This is a genomic window from Streptosporangium sp. NPDC004379 (assembly GCF_042873875.1).
Lineage (GTDB): Bacteria > Actinomycetota > Actinomycetes > Streptosporangiales > Streptosporangiaceae > Streptosporangium.
Genome location: NZ_JBIAMC010000003.1, coordinates 76908 through 91865, shown reverse-complemented (window position 1 = coordinate 91865; position 14958 = coordinate 76908). Strand labels below are relative to the sequence as shown.

The 14958-nt window shown below is 71.8% G+C and carries 9 protein-coding genes; 7 read left to right on the top strand and 2 right to left on the bottom strand.

What is annotated here, in order from left to right; genetic code table 11:
* The first annotated feature begins 99 nt into the window (after nucleotides 1-99).
* Genes ACFYSC_RS07700 through ACFYSC_RS07675 form a run of 6 tightly spaced genes read left to right on the top strand, consistent with a single transcriptional unit; the run spans nucleotide 100 to nucleotide 9037 of the window.
* Complete coding sequence (locus tag ACFYSC_RS07700) at nucleotides 100-1329, top strand: ROK family protein (protein ID WP_389958127.1); 1230 nt, start codon at nucleotides 100-102, stop codon at nucleotides 1327-1329.
* The gene (locus ACFYSC_RS07695; protein WP_389958125.1) at nucleotides 1322-3811 is read left to right on the top strand and encodes a glycoside hydrolase family 97 catalytic domain-containing protein; all 2490 of its coding nucleotides are present in this window, start codon (nucleotides 1322-1324) and stop codon (nucleotides 3809-3811) included. Before ACFYSC_RS07700 ends, ACFYSC_RS07695 begins: the two co-directional genes overlap by 8 nt.
* A 23-nt stretch (nucleotides 3812-3834) precedes the next feature.
* Nucleotides 3835-5100, top strand: coding sequence for an ABC transporter substrate-binding protein (locus tag ACFYSC_RS07690; RefSeq protein WP_389958122.1), 1266 nt, complete (start codon nucleotides 3835-3837; stop codon nucleotides 5098-5100).
* Nucleotides 5101-5112: 12 nt separating this feature from the next.
* On the top strand, nucleotides 5113-6066 hold the full coding sequence (locus ACFYSC_RS07685; protein WP_389958119.1) for a carbohydrate ABC transporter permease: 954 nt from the start codon (nucleotides 5113-5115) through the stop codon (nucleotides 6064-6066).
* Complete coding sequence (locus tag ACFYSC_RS07680; protein ID WP_389958116.1) at nucleotides 6059-6892, top strand: carbohydrate ABC transporter permease; 834 nt, start codon at nucleotides 6059-6061, stop codon at nucleotides 6890-6892. The genes ACFYSC_RS07685 and ACFYSC_RS07680 overlap by 8 nt, the downstream gene beginning before the upstream one ends.
* A 51-nt stretch (nucleotides 6893-6943) precedes the next feature.
* A complete protein-coding gene (locus ACFYSC_RS07675) occupies nucleotides 6944-9037 on the top strand; it encodes an alpha-galactosidase (protein WP_389958114.1) in 2094 nt (697 codons plus the stop codon).
* A 53-nt stretch (nucleotides 9038-9090) separates the two neighbouring features.
* On the opposite strand, the gene ACFYSC_RS07670 is transcribed toward ACFYSC_RS07675, so the two are convergent.
* Both ACFYSC_RS07670 and ACFYSC_RS07665 read right to left on the bottom strand, forming a co-directional pair.
* A complete protein-coding gene (locus ACFYSC_RS07670; RefSeq protein ID WP_389958112.1) occupies nucleotides 9091-10812 on the bottom strand; it encodes a GMC oxidoreductase in 1722 nt (573 codons plus the stop codon).
* A gap of 149 nt (nucleotides 10813-10961) precedes the next feature.
* On the bottom strand, nucleotides 10962-12527 hold the full coding sequence (locus ACFYSC_RS07665; RefSeq protein WP_389958110.1) for a succinic semialdehyde dehydrogenase: 1566 nt from the start codon (nucleotides 12525-12527) through the stop codon (nucleotides 10962-10964).
* Nucleotides 12528-12612: 85 nt separating this feature from the next.
* On the opposite strand from ACFYSC_RS07665, the gene ACFYSC_RS07660 reads away from it, so the two are divergent.
* Nucleotides 12613-14838: a beta-propeller domain-containing protein gene (locus ACFYSC_RS07660; RefSeq protein WP_389958108.1), complete on the top strand. Its 2226-nt coding sequence runs from the start codon at nucleotides 12613-12615 to the stop codon at nucleotides 14836-14838.
* Nucleotides 14839-14958 lie beyond the last annotated feature (120 nt).

Below are 14958 nucleotides of genomic sequence, written 5' to 3'. Positions count from 1 at the left end.
TGCCTTGAGCAAGGAAGTCTCACCCCGTTGCGGCACGACATCGCACGTTGCACAAATGTTACTTGTTTAAAGTAATTAAATCACCGTATGTTGTGCGGCATGCCACGCCAGAGAAAGGGGCCCATCGAGGGGACCCCTGCCGAGGCGGCCGTTCTCACGACCGTCCTGACGAGCGGCCCCGTCGCCCGAGCCGAGATCGCCCGCCTCACCGGACTGTCCTCACCTGCGATCACCCGTGCCGTGAAGCCGCTGCTGGACGCGGGATACCTCGAATACGACGAGGCGGCCGAACCACTGAGCCCCGACGAGGCACGCCTCGGGCGCCCCAGCCGCCCGCTGCGCATCCGGGCCCTGCACACGGGCAGCGTGGGCATCAAGATCACCGGCGACGAACTCATCGGCGTGGTCTGCGACCTGGCCGGCACCCCTCGCGTCACCAAGCGGCGCGCGCTCGCCCGGCACGTGCCGTACGAGGTCATCGCTCAGGTGGCGTCCCTCCACGGGCAGCTGCTCACGGCCGCGGAGCGGGTGGGTTTCGCGCTCCCACCGCGCCATCTGGGCATCACTCTGTCGGGAGAGGTCGACCACGAGACCGGCTACGTCCGGTACTCGCCCTTCCTGCGCTGGCATCACGTCGACCTGGGCAGGACGCTCTCGGCCGAGCTGGGCCTTCCCGTCGTGGTGGAGAACGACGTCAAGGCGCTGACCATCGCCGAGAAGTGGTTCGGCCTCGGCCGCGGTGTGGCCAACTTCGCCGTGGTTACCGTCGGCGCCGGAATCGGTTGCGCCCTGGTCGTCGACGACGCGCTGGTGCGCGGCGCGCACAGCGTGGCCGGCGAGATCGGTCACCTGCCCCTGGGCGATCGGTCGGTGCTCTGCCATTGCGGCGCCCACGGCTGTGTCGAGGCGCAGGCGTCGACCACCGCCCTGGAGATCGCCTCGCGCAGGGCGACCGGCCGGGACGATCTGACCTTCGGCGACGCGGTCGAGTTGGCCCGCGCCGGCGATCCGGCCGTCATGGCCGTGTTCGCCGACGCCGGCGCCCTCATCGGGCGGGCGCTGGCGTCGGTGGCCAATCTCCTGGGGCCTGAGCAGATCATCGTCGCCGGAGAGGGCGTGGCCACCTACGACCTGTTCGAGACGGCCATCCGCGAGGCGTTCACCGAGCACGCCTTCGGCGCCGCCCTTCGTGTCGCGGTGCACGTCAGAGACCTGCCGTTCGAGGAGTGGGCCCGCGGAGCCGCGGCGACGGCCATCGAGGCGGCGGCGTTCCCGTCATGGGCTCCGGCCACAGGTTCCCGACGCGTCAATGGAGATTCCGTTGCTTGATCATCACTGGGAGACGGCCTTCGGCGACCTGAACATCGGCCTCCGTCTCGACGACGGCACGCTGACGTGGTCGGCGAGCCGCGAGGGCGTCGTGCTGACCTCGCCGGCGCCGATCCGGCTCACCGGCGCCGACGGTGAAGACCTGCTCGCCGGCCTGTCGTTCGTCTCGACGGGCGAGCGTGCCGTACACGAGGACTACGAGCTCATCGTCGGCAAGCGGGTCGGCGGTCACCGGGTCGAGCACCGCGAGCGCACCGTCCGTTTCCGCATCGCCGCGGGCGAGCTGTCGGTCGTGCTGCGCGCCGCCGCCGACGGCGTCGCGCTCCGCCTCGTCCTGCACGGCCTGCGCGGCAGGAACATCCGCGGCGGCGACGTCCACCTCCGCCTTCCGGCCGCGGCTCGCACCTGGCCTCTGACCTACACCCCCTGGTACGAGACCATCCGGTTCTCCTCCAGCCTTGACGTGCTCGAACCCGGCGACTACGGATTTCCCTTCCTGGCCCAGATCGATTCCGGCCTCCACGTCCTGGCGACGGAGGCAGACCTGGACGGGCGGTACGGCGGCGCGCTGGCCCGCTACACCGGCGCCGGGGAGCTCGCCTTCACCCTCGCCGAGGACGTGACCCTCCTCGCCGACGAGGTGGCGAGCCCCTGGCGAGTCCTGATCGCCGGTGACCTCGCCACCATCGTCTCCTCACACCTGGTGGAGGACCTCGCCCCCGCCGCCGCCGAGCCGGCCCCCGCGTGGGCGCGCCCGGGACGGGCCGCCTGGTCGTGGTGGTCGGACTTCTTCAGCGGCGCCCACCTGGACAAGCAGATGCGCATGCTGGACTACGCGGCCGCGCGCGGCTGGGAGTACGTGCTGGTCGACTGCGGCTGGGATCCGGCATGGATGCCGGATCTGGTCTCGGCCGCGAGCACCCGCGGCATCGGGGTGTTCGTCTGGGTCGCCTGGGACCGGCTGGGCACCGACGAGCAGAGACGCCAGCTGGCCGAGTGGGCCTCCTGGGGGGTGGCCGGAATCAAGGTCGACTTCATGGAGTCCGAGGCCCAGTCGCGCTACCGGTGGTACGACTCGGTGATCGCCGAGTGCCGCCGGGTCGGCCTCATGATCAATTTTCACGGCTCGGTCATTCCCCGGGGATGGGCCCGCACCCACCCCCACGTCATGAGCTACGAGGCGGTCCGGGGCGCGGAATACTACGTCTTCTACGGCGAGCCGCTGACCGCCGAGCACAACACCATCCTTCCCTACACCCGCAACGTCGTCGGCTCGGCCGACTACACACCGGTGACCTTCTCCGCCAAGGGCCGCCAGACGACCGAGGCGCACGAACTGGCGCTGGCCGTCGTCCTGGAATCGGGCCTGCTGCACTTCGCCGACGAGATCGACGAGTACCAGGCGCGGCCCATCGCCCAGGCCGCGATCGAGCGCATCCCCGCCCACTGGGACGAGACCCGGCTGCTCGGCGGGCGGCCGGGCGAGTACGCGGTGCTGGCACGACGCTCCGGCGACGACTGGTTCATCGGCGCCGTCGCCGCGGGCCGGAGCGTGGACACCGACATCGACCTGGCCGGCCTCGGCGTCGGCCCCGGCCACCGGATCACGCTCATCGAGGACGACGCCGACGGCGGGCTGACCGAGTCACGACACCCCGACGGCGTCGGCCGGCTCCCGCTGCGCCTGCGGCCCAATGGAGGCGCGCTCTGCGTCGCGGCCCGCGGTGAGCCCACGGCCCGGCGGCGGGATCGGCCCGCCGTCCGCGTGGACTCACCACTGCTGTTCGCCCGTCCCGGCACGGACGCTCGCATCCGTGCCGAGGTCACCGGCGGAGGCGAGGTCCACCTGGAAGTGCCGCCGGACTGGCCGAGCCCCCGGCTCCTCCGACGAGAGCCCGGAGCGGACGGGACCGAGGTCTCCTGGTCGGTCCCCGTACCGGAGTCCTTCTCTCCGTCACGGCTCGCCGTACTCGCCGTGCACGCGGGACGGCCGCGCGCCGCCGAGCGCTCGGTGATCGCGCACGTGCGGGTGGCGCACCCGTTCGGGCCGGGGGAGACCGCGCTGGAACGGGTTCGCCCGACGCGTTCGAGCAACGGGTTCGGACCGGTCGAGGTCGACCGGTCCAACGGCGGCGGCGACCCCGGCGACGGCCGCCCGATGCATGTCGCGGGCCACCACTTCGAACACGGGCTGGGCGTGTGCGCGCCCGCGTCGATCACCTACGCCGTCGGCGGGACCGCGCACACCTTCGTCGCCGGCATCGGCATCGACGACGAGACACCGGGATCGGCCCCCGCGACCTGCCGGGTGCTCGCCGACGGCCGGGTGGTCGCCGAGGTGACGGTGGCCCCCGGAGAACCCGTCCGCCCGCTGGAGGCCGACATCACCGGCGCGCGACTGCTCGAACTCGTGGTCGAGCAGGCCGGCGCCGGTGAGGTCACCCCGCACATCGACTGGATCGCACCGCGCGTCCAGGCCTGAAGGTCAGATCAAGGAAGGTTCTCATGAGCACGAAGTGGACTGCGGTCTCACTCCTCGCGGCGGCCGCGCTCACGCTCTCGGCCTGCGGCGGCTCGGACACCGAGGCCGCCGACGCCGGTGGCATCCGGTTGACCTACGCCATCTTCTCCACCGACCAGCAGCCCGCCATGCAGAAGGTGGTGGACGCGTTCGAGAAGGACCACCCCGGCATCGACGTCGCCGTCCAGGTCATCCCCTGGACCGACTACTGGACCACCCTGCAGAACTCGGCCGCCGGCGGCACCGGGCCCGACGTGGCATGGATGCTGGGCTCCAAGATCGCGCCGTACGCCGACGGCGGCGTCCTGCAGCCTCTCGACGAGACGATCAGCGCCGCCGGCACGAACCTGTCGGCCTACCCCCAGCAGCTCCTGCCGCTCTTCAAGCGCGACGGCAAGACCTACGCGCTCCCCAAGGACTTCGACACCATCGGGCTCTGGTACAACAAGGCCATCTTCGACGCGGCCAAGCTGCCTCACCCGAACGCGGACTGGACCTGGGACGACGTCGTCAAGAACGCCAAGGCTCTGACGGACAAGGGCAAGGGCGTGTACGGCATCGCCGCTCCGGTGGAGGCGCAGGCCGGTTATTACAACACCATCTACCAGGCCGGCGGCCATGTCATCAGCCCGGACGGCAAGACCTCCGGTTATCAGGAGCCGGCCAGCCTCAACGGGCTGCGGTTCTGGACCGACATGATCAAGAACGGCTACTCCCCCGACCTGAAGTCGCTCAGCGACACCGAGGCCGTGGCCCAGTTCATGGGCGGCAAGATCGCCATGTACTACAGCGGATCCTTCTACGCCTACCGCTTCGCCCACGACGACTACACCTCCAAGAACGTCGACGTCACCGAGCTGCCCGCGGGCGTCAAGGAGGCGACCGTCATCAACGGCCTCGGCAACGTGGCCCTCGCCTCCTCCAAGCACCCCCGGGAGGCGGCCGAACTCGCGGTCTTCCTCTCGGGCGAGCAGGCGTCGCGGATCCAGAGCGAAACCGGCACCGTACTCGGCTCCCACTCCGGCACCCAGCAGGCGTGGGTCGACGCGGCGCCCCAGTTCAACCTGCGGGCGTTCCTCGATCAGCTGCCCAACGCCGTGGTGTACCCGGTGTCCGAGAACACCGACGCCTGGTCCAGCCGGGAGAGCGAACTGCTGACTCCGGCCTGGAACGGCGAGACCTCGGTCGAGGAGGCCGCGAAGTCCCTGGCCACAGCCATGAACGAAGCCCTGGCGCAGGAACGGCAGTAGAGACGGTTCCCCATGACGCACCTCGACACCCGGAAGCCCGGGACGGGCCGGCGGTCTCCGGACGGCAACGCGGCCCGTGAACCGGAGGTCTCCCGCCACCCCGACAACCGCTGGGCCGCTCTTCTGCTGGCCGGACCGCTGCTGGGGCTGGCGGTCTTCTACCTGTGGCCGCTGGCCCGCACCCTGGTCCTCTCCTTCTCGGAAGGCAACCCGTTCCAGGGTTACCGGATCGAGGGCCTGGGCAACTGGGCGCAGGCGCTGAAGGACCCCCACCTCCCGCGCGCCCTGGGGAACACCCTTCTCTACGCCGGGATCGTGCTCCTGGGCGTGCCGCTCGCGATGGTGACCGCCGCCCTGATGCACCAGAGCGGCCTGCGCGGCCGCGGCCTGTACCGCACGCTGTACTTCCTTCCCGTGGTGACCATGCCCGCCGCCGTCGCCATGGTGTGGCGCTACATCTACAACGGCGATTTCGGCCTCCTCAACCAGGTCCTCGGCTTCTTCGGCGGCCCGCACGAGGCATGGGTCGCCGATCCGGACACCGCCCTGTTCGCCGTGGCGGTCGTCGGCGTCTGGACCACCTTCGGCACGAACCTCGTCATCCTGGCGGCGGGGCTGGACGCCGTCCCCGCCTCGGTGGTGGAAGCGGCCGGAATCGACGGCGCGGGGCCCGTGCGGGTCTTCCGCCACATCACCGCACCGCTGCTGTCGCCGTCGGTGTTCCTGGTGTCGACCCTGTCGGTCATCGGCTCACTGCAGATGTTCGACCTGCTCTTCATCATGATGGGGCGCAACAATCCCGCGCTGCGCGATTCGAAGACCATCGTGTACCTCTTCTACGAAGAGGCGTTCGTCCGCAACGACCGGCCGCTGGGAGCGGTCATCGCCATCATCGCCCTGGCGATCACCCTCGTGGTCACCGCGGTCCAGTTCCGGCTCCAGCGGCGGTGGGTGCACTATGGCTGACCGCCGTAGGGCCGGCGCCGGGCGCCTGCTCACCCATCTGATCCTGCTCGCGGGCGCCGCCGTGATGGTGTTCCCGTTCGTATGGCAGTTCCTCACCTCGCTCAAGACGCTGAGCGAGTCGACGAGCGCGCCGCCGACGTTGCTGCCCCGGCACTGGCGCTGGGACAACTACGCGACGTTCTTCGATCTGATGCCCGTCATGTCGATGACGGCCAACAGCGTCATGACCCTGGTACTGCGGGTCGCGGGCCAGCTGCTCTTCGCATCACTGGCCGCCTTCGTCTTCGCCAGGCTGCGCTTCCGCTTCAGAAAGCCTCTGCTGTCGGCCTTCCTCATCGTCCTCATGGTCCCGCCGCAGCTGTTCGTCATCCCGCAGTACGAGGTGATCCGCCAGGCGGGGCTGCTCAACACCGTGCCCGCACTGGCACTGCCGGGGATCTTCAGCGCCTTCGGCGTGTTCCTGCTGTACCAGTTCATGCGGACGATCCCGGCCGAGGTCGATGAGGCGGCAAGACTCGACGGGGCCAACCCGTTCCAGATCTACCTGCGGATCGTCCTGCCGATGTGCAGGCCCGCGCTGGCGGCGCTGACGATCATGACGGCGCTGTTCTCCTGGAACGACCTGCTCTGGCCGCTGATCGTCAACACCAGGCCGGACATGATGACCCTGCCCGTCGGCCTGGCGACCCTGCACGGGGTCACCATGACCGACTATCCCGTGCTGATGGCGGGCTCCCTGCTGGCCATCCTTCCCATGGTGCTGTGCTTCGTGCTGCTCCAGCGGCAGTTCATCCAGGGGATCGCCATGTCGGGCAGCAAAGGCTGACGCCGCGCACCGTCGACCGCCATACGGAATCGCCACGCAGAAAGGACGCCCATGCCCCTTGTGACCTACCTGGCCGACCGGCGAATGTGGCTGTTGCGGACCCCCGGGTCCTGCTACGCCTTCGCACTGGACGCCGATGACCGACCGTGTCACGTTCACTGGGGCCCCCCGCTGACCGCCGAGCAGGCGCTCACCGTACCGCCCGCACCGCGCCGCGACACCAGTAGTTTCACCCAGCCGGGGTACGGCGAGCTGGAAGGCCCGGGTTTCGGCGCCCCCTCCCTCCGGCTGATCTACGCCGATCACGGCGAGGGCGTGGAGTGGCGCCATCTCGACCACGAGATCGACGGGGGCCGCCTGTCCGTCCGCTTCGCCGACCGCCACCACCCCCTGGAGATCACCCTCCACTACCGCGTGCACGACGACGGCGACGTGATCGAACGCTGGACGACGCTGCGCCACACCGGCGCGGACGACGCCGAGCCCATCACACTGGAGCGCTGCGACTCGGCGGCGTGGACGCTGCCACCGCGCGACGGTGTCCGGCTCAGCCACATGGTCGGCGGCTGGTCGGCGGAGAACCAGGTGCGGCGCGAGGAGCCACCGGTCGGCGAGACCGTGCTGACCAGCCGCCGCGGCACCACCGGGCACCACGCCAACCCGTGGATCATGCTCGATGACGGAACCGCCACCGAGGAGCGGGGCGAGGTGTGGAGCGCGGCCCTGGCCTGGAGCGGAAGCTGGCGAATCACCGTGCAGCGGCCTCCCTTCGACGCCGTCGGCTTCACCGGCGGCTTCGGCCACGAGGGACTGCGCCTACGGCTGGCCCCCGGGCGGTCCTGGCACACCCCGATCTTCGCCGGCGTATACGGCTCGGCGGGCTTCGGCGCCGTCAGCCGGGCCTGGCACGCCTACACCCGGCGGCACGTCCTGCCCCACCCGGACGAACTGCGGCCCGTCGTCTACAACTCCTGGGAGGCCACCGGCTTCGACGTCGACCTCGACGGCCAGGTCCGGCTCGCCGACCGCGCGGCCGCCCTCGGCGCGGAGCTGTTCGTGCTCGACGACGGCTGGTTCGGCGACCGCAGCAGCGACCGCGCCGGGCTCGGCGACTGGCAGGTCAACCCCGAACGCTTCCCCGGCGGGCTGAACAAGCTGATCGGGGCGGTACGGCAACGCGGAATGCGCTTCGGCCTGTGGGTCGAGCCCGAGATGGTCAACCCCGACAGCCGCCTCTACCGTGAGCACCCCGACTGGGTCCTGCACATGCCGCACCGGCGTCGCACCACGCTCCGCAACCAGCTCGTGCTCAACTTCGCCAGGCCCGACGTGGCCGCGTGGGCGTACGACTGGCTGGACCGGCTGTTGTCGGAGCACGGGATCGACTTCCTGAAATGGGACTTCAACCGGGCTTTCACCGAGGCCGGCTGGCCCGGCCAGGACGACCCCGACCGGCTCTGGATCGACCATGTGCGCAACGTCTACGCCATCATGGACCGGCTGCGCGCGGCTCACCCGGGTGTGCGGATCGAAGCGTGCGCCGGGGGCGGCGGCCGGACCGACCTCGGCGTCCTGAGCCGTACCGACCAGATCTGGACCTCCGACAACACCGACGCCGTGGACCGGCTGGTCATCCAGTACGGATTCAGTCAGGTCTATCCCGCCGGCACCATGGTCGCCTGGGTCACCGACAGTCCCAACCCGCTCACCGGCAGGCTGGTGCCGCTGCGCTTCCGCTTCCACGTCGCCATGGCCGGCGTCCTCGGCCTGGGCGGCGACCTGTCCGCCTGGGACGAAGCCGAACTGGCGGAGGCGGCCGAGCTGGTGGCCGAGTACAAGCGCATCCGGCCGGTGGTCCAGCACGGCGCGCTGCACCGGCTCGGCACGCCCGGCGAGTCGCTCAGCGGCGTGCAGTACGTCCACGGTGACGACATCGTGATCCTCGCCTATCGGGTCAGGACCCGTTTCGGCCACCACGCCGCCAGGCTGCGCCCCGCCGGGATGGACCCGGACGCCCGCTACCGCGACGTGGTGACGGGCCGGATCCACCACGGCGCGGTCCTCGCCTCCCACGGGTTGGAGCTGGACCTGCCGCAAGGTGATCACGCCAGCGCGCAGGTTCATCTCGTCAGACAGGATCCGTGATCGGACGGACGGGGAACAGAGCGCGCGGCCCGACCCGGCGGAGGAGCCGGAGGTCAGGTCACGCCGGCGATCGGCAGGCGGAGGGCACCGGGGGCGGCCTCGGGGACGACCGGGCTGCGCGGCGCGACCGGCGTGATCCGGGCGTACGGCGAGCCCGGCGCGGGCCGTGGGTCGGTCTCCCCCCGGTTGGGCCACAGGGCCATGGCCCGCTCGGCCTGTGCGGTGATGGTCAGCGAGGGGTTGACGCCCGGGTTGGCCGAGACGGCGGAGCCGTCCACGACGTGCAGGCCGTCGTATCCGTGGACGCGGTGGTAGGCGTCGATCACGCCGTTCTCCGCGTCGGCGCCGATGACGCAGCCGCCCAGGAAGTGCGCGGTTGCGGGGATGTCGAACAGGTCCAGCCAGGACCCTCCGGGCATGCCGCCGATCTCCTCGGCGGCCCGGCGGGCGAACTCGTGCCCGGCGGGCAGCCAGGTCGGGTTGGGCTCACCGTGGCCGCGCCCGGAGCGCAACCGGCCGCCGAACACGCCCCGGCGGGCGGACAGCGTGATCGAGTTGTCCTTGGCCTGCATGACGAGGGCGATGATCGTGCGTTCCGACCAGCGGCGGTGGTCGAACAGCCTCGGCAGCAGGTGGGGCCTGCGCAGCGCCTCGCCGAGGAACTTCCGCCAGCGCGGCGTCCCCCCGCCGCCGGTGCCACCGCCGGTGTCGCCGTCGATCAGCAGGGAGCGCAGCAGGCCCATCGCGTTGGAGCCGTCGCCGTAGCGGACCGGCTCGATGTGCGTGTGCTCGTCGGGGTGGATGGAGGAGGTGATCGCCACCCCGCGGTTGAGCTTCTCCCCCGGGCTGCCCGCCGGCCGCTCGAAGCCGAGCAGCGCCTCGGAGTTCGTCCTGGTCAGAGTGCCCAGCCGGTCCGACAGGCGGGGCAGCGCGCCGGACGCCTTGAGGCGGTGCAGCAGCCGCTGCGTGCCGTACGTCCCGGCCGCGAAGACCACCTGCCGGGCCGTGAGGGTACGGCGCCGCCACGGCGTCCCGGTCCTGGCGACCTCGACCCGGTAGCCGCCGCCGGCCAGCGGGCGGACCGAGGTGACCGTGGTCTCCGGGTGGATCCTCGCGCCGGCCTTCTCGGCCAGGTGCAGGTAGTTCTCGGTCAGCATGTTCTTGGCGCCGTGCCGGCAGCCGGTCATGCACTCGCCGCACTCGGTGCAGCCCCGGCGGCGCGGCCCGGCCCCGCCGAAGTAGGGGTCGTCCACCTCCACGCCGGGCCGGCCGAAGAAGACCCCGACCGGCGCCGGGTGGAAGGTGTGGCCCACGCCCATCCGGTCGGCGACCTTCCTGACGATCTCGTCGGCGCGGGTGACGGTCGGGTTGACCGTCACCCCGAGCATGCGCCGGGCCTGGTCGTAGTAGGGGGCGAGCTCGGTCTTCCAGTCGGTGATCGACGCCCACTGGGGGTCGCGGAAGAACGGGTCGAGCGGCTCGTAGAGGGTGTTGGCGTAGACGAGCGAGCCGCCGCCGACCCCGGCGCCCGCCAGGACCATCACGCCGGTGCCCTTCTCGCCGCGCAGCACGTGGATGCGCTGGATGCCCTTCATGCCGAGCGCCGGCGCCCACAGGAAGTCGCGGACCCGCCAGGAGGTCTTCGGCAGCGTGTTCCCGTCGAACCGCCGCCCGGCCTCCAGCACCCCGACCCGGTAGCCCTTCTCGGTCAGCCGGAGCGCCGTGACGCTGCCGCCGAACCCGGAGCCGACGACGAGCACGTCGTAGTTGAACATTCCGCGATTTCCCTTCGGGCCGTGACGGGGGACGCCCGGCGCATCGGGCGGGGACGGGGCGGGATCCCGGCGCGCGCCCGTGTGTCCGGGGCACGGGCGCGCCGGCGCGCCCGGCCGGGGCGCCCCGTTTCCGCACGCGGCCCGCCCCCCTACTTCAGGTGCAGCCGCTTCATGGCCTTGAGGAGCCCGGCCAGGGTGTCGGCGTACCTGTCGTACGTCATGCCGAGGATCGGCTCGAAGCCCATCCAGGTCGCCTGGCTGGAGATCGTCTGCGCCTCGGTGTACTTCAGCAGGCCCTCGGCGCCGTGGCGGCGGCCGAGACCGGAGGACTTCATACCGCCCATGGGTGCGTCGTAGGAGGCGTAGGCCGCGCCGTACCCCTCGTTGATGTTGACCGTCCCGGCCTTGATCCGGGCGGCCAGCGCGCGGCCGCGGGCGACGTCGCGCGTCCAGACGGAGGCGTTGAGACCGTAGGAGGTGTCGTTGGCCCGCTCGACCGCCTCGTCCTCGCCGGTGAAGCGGTAGAGCGACACGACCGGGCCGAACGTCTCCTCGCGGCACAGGGTCATGCTGTCGTCCACGTCCGCCAGGATCGTCGGCTCGTAGAACAGCGGGCCGAGGTCCGGCCGGGCCCTGCCGCCGGCCAGGACGACCGCGCCCTTGGCGACGGCGTCGTCCACGTGGGCGGTGACCGCGTCGAGCTGGCGGCGGGAGGTGAGGGAGCCCATCTGGACGCTCCAGTCGAGCCCCGCGCCCAGGCGCATGTTCTTCGCCTGGCGGACGAACCGCTCGGCGAAGGCGTCGTACACGGCGTCGTGGACGTAGAGCCGCTCGACGGAGATGCACAGCTGCCCGGCGTTGGTGAAGCAGGCGCGGACCGCGCCCTGGGCGGCGACGTCGAGGTCGGCGTCGTCGAGCACGAGCATCGGGTTCTTGCCGCCGAGCTCCAGCGAACAGCCGATCAGCCGCCGGGCCGCCGCCTCGGCGATCTTCCGGCCGCCCCGGGTGGAACCGGTGAAGGCGACGTAGTCGGCGCCGTCGAGCAGCGGGTCGCCGATCTCGGCGGGCTCGCCGAGGACGACCTGCCAGATCTCCCGGGGCATGCCGAGGGAGACCAGCAGGTCGATCGTCCACAGCGTGGACAGCGCGGTCTGGGTGTCGGGCTTGTGCACCACGGTGTTGCCCGCGAGCAGCGCCGGGACCACGTCGGTGACGCCGAGCGAGAGGGGGTAGTTCCACGGCGAGATCAGCGCGACGGTCCCCTTGGGCCGGCGCGCCTCGGTGGTCCGCGTCGCGACGGGGAAGATGCCCGCGCGGCGGCGGGTCTCCAGCAGGCCGGGGGCCCGGCGCGCGTAGTACAGCGTGCAGCCGGCGACGTCGAGGACCTCCTCGAAGGCGTGCCTGCGCGCCTTGCCGGTCTCCCACTGCACGACGTCGAGGATCTCCTCGCGCCGGTCGAGGATGGCGTCGTGCAGCCGCATGAACGGCCGGACCCGCTCGGCGGCGGGCAGCGCGGCCCAGGCGGCGCGGGCCTCGCGCGCCCGGGCGTGGGCGGCGCGGACGTCGTCGGCGGTGGAGACGGGCAGCTCGGCGAGGACCTCGCCGGTGAACGGCGCGACGATCTCCTGGGTCTTTCCGGACGAGACCACCTGCCGGGCGACGCGTTCGACCATGGTCGGGTCGAGGGTCCTGGTAGCGCCAAGGGTGACAGCCATGCTCGAAGAATATTCGGGAGCGGCCGCTCTGGCTACCGGTCGGTAAGCCTTCGAACCGGACACGGCCCGGATCCGTCGTAGGGGCATGAGGACATCCACAGGTACGGCCGGCGCCGTATCCCGCGCGGCCTCCCGCCCGGCGTTCCGCGCCGCCCTCACCCCCGCCCGCACCACCCTCACCTCCACCTTCGCCGCGGCCCTCGCCGTGGCCCTGCTCGCCTCGGGGTGCGAACAGGCGGGGCAGGACGCGGGCCGTACGGCGCCGGCCGACCTGGGCAGGATCAGGCTGGTCTCCTACGACGGCTGCGACGACATGCTGGCGGGGCTGCGGTCGGCCGCGGCGCGGAACGTCGGGCCGTGGGGCCTGGGCCCGCCGCAGATCATGTACATGGACGCGCGCTCGGACACCTCCGCGGCCCGCGCCAAGACCGCCGTCCCCGAGCACTCGACCACCAATGTCCACGAGGCCGGAGCCGACGAGCCCGACCTGGTCAAGACCGACGGCAGGCGGGTGGTCGTCGTCAACCGGGGCGTGCTGCGGGTGGTGGACGCCGCCACCAGGAAGGTCACCGGCACGCTGAAGCTGGTGGACGGCGACCAGGGCTGGGCCCCGGCCGACCTGCTGGTCAGCGGCGACCGGGCGCTGGTGCTGTTCTCCGGCGGCGGGATGGTCCCCTTCGGCGCGATGGCCAAGCGGGCGCCGATCCCCGGGCCGCGGTACGTGCTCGTGGACCTCTCGGGCAAGCCCTCGGTGACCGGCACGCTCACCGCGTCCGGGTCGCCCCTGGACGCCAGGATGACCGGCTCGACGGTGCGGATCGTGGTCCGCAGCCAGCCGGAGATCGCCTTCCCCGACCCCGGCCCCGACCTGACGGACGCCGAGCGGATCAGGCGCAACCGTGACGTCGTGGCCAAGGCCCCGGTCGGCGCGTGGCTGCCGGCGTTCGAGACGACGGACGCCGAGGGGCACGTCACCAAGGGCACGGTCGGCTGCGAGCGGGTCAGCCACCCCGACGAGTACACCGGCACGTCGATGCTGACCGTCTACAGCGTCGATCTGGCCGCGGGCGCGAAGGGCATCGCCGCACCGGACCCGATCAGCGTGGCGGCCGACGGCGACACGGTGTACGGCACCGCCTCCAGCCTGTACGTGACCAGCAACCCGCGCATGCTGTGGCCCCGGCCGGTCGAGCCGCCCGTCGAGGACGCGCCGAAGGCCACACCCGCCGCGACGGACCCGGCGACACCGGTGGTCCCGGTGAAGTCCCCGGCTCCCGGTCCGGGAACGGCGACGCCCGCGAACACCGCGCAGGCGCCCCGCGACGAGCCGACCCCCTCCGAGCCGGTCCCCGTGCCGCCCACGGTCACGGCCACGGCCGAGACCGCGTCCGGGACGGCCGCCCCTGAGACGACGGCTCCCGAGCCGACGCCGTCCCTGCCGCCGGAGGAGACCGAGATCCACCGGTTCGACATCGGCGCTCCCGGGGCGCCGCGCTACGTCGCCTCCGGGAAGGTCCCCGGACGGCTGCTCAACCAGTACTCCCTGTCGGAGTACGAGGGGCATCTGCGGGTCGCCACCACCTCGGCCGACCCTTCGGACCCGGCGGCCGGGGAGCGTGACTCCTCCAGCGCCGTGTACGTGCTGGACGCCCGGACCCTGGGGAAGGTCGGCGAGGTCGGCGGGCTGGGCCGGGGCGAGCGGATCTACTCGGTCCGCTTCGCCGGGCCGATCGGCTACGTGGTGACGTTCCGGCAGGTGGACCCGCTCTACACGCTGGACCTGCGCGACCCGAAGGCCCCCCGGGCGACCGGTGAGCTGAAGATCAGCGGCTACTCCGCCTACCTGCATCCGGCGGGCGACGGACGGCTGATCGGCATCGGGCAGGAGGCGAGCGAGAAGGGCCGCACGCTCGGCACCCAGGTGTCGCTGTTCGACGTCTCCGACCCGGCCGCCCCGCGCCTGCTGTCGCGGATGTTCGCCAAGGACTCCGGCTCCGAGGCCGAGTGGGACCCGCACGCCTTCCTCTACTGGCCCGCCACCGGCACCGCCGTCGTCCCGCTGAACTCCTGGAGCGGTGAGCGGCCCATGGGCGGCGCCCTGGTCCTGCGGATCGACGACTCCTCGGTCACCCGGACCGGCACGATCACGCACCCCCGCCCGGGGAACGATGGCAACGGCCGCTTCGCCTACGACCCGGGCATCCGCCGTTCGGTCGTGATCGGCGACGACCTGTGGACGGTCTCGGACCTGGGACTGAAGGTCAGCGCCCTGGACGGCCTCGCCGACCGGGCCTGGATCCCGTTCGGCTGACCCGGCGGCCCGCCCGGACGCCGGTCCACCGGTCCACTCGGATGCCGGGACGGACCGGCGGGCCACCGGAACCGGCCCGGTCTCCGCGTCCGGTGACCCGGCGGCCCGGTGGCATGAGGT

Coding starts and splice junctions, on each gene's coding strand:
- ACFYSC_RS07700 (WP_389958127.1), top strand. CDS start 100: ATGCCACGCCAGAGAAAGGGGCCCATCGAGGGGACCCCTGCCGAGGCG.
- ACFYSC_RS07680 (WP_389958116.1), top strand. CDS start 6,059: ATGGCTGACCGCCGTAGGGCCGGCGCCGGGCGCCTGCTCACCCATCTG.
- ACFYSC_RS07685 (WP_389958119.1), top strand. CDS start 5,113: ATGACGCACCTCGACACCCGGAAGCCCGGGACGGGCCGGCGGTCTCCG.
- ACFYSC_RS07675 (WP_389958114.1), top strand. CDS start 6,944: ATGCCCCTTGTGACCTACCTGGCCGACCGGCGAATGTGGCTGTTGCGG.
- ACFYSC_RS07670 (WP_389958112.1), bottom strand. CDS start 10,812: ATGTTCAACTACGACGTGCTCGTCGTCGGCTCCGGGTTCGGCGGCAGC.
- ACFYSC_RS07660 (WP_389958108.1), top strand. CDS start 12,613: ATGAGGACATCCACAGGTACGGCCGGCGCCGTATCCCGCGCGGCCTCC.
- ACFYSC_RS07690 (WP_389958122.1), top strand. CDS start 3,835: ATGAGCACGAAGTGGACTGCGGTCTCACTCCTCGCGGCGGCCGCGCTC.
- ACFYSC_RS07665 (WP_389958110.1), bottom strand. CDS start 12,527: ATGGCTGTCACCCTTGGCGCTACCAGGACCCTCGACCCGACCATGGTC.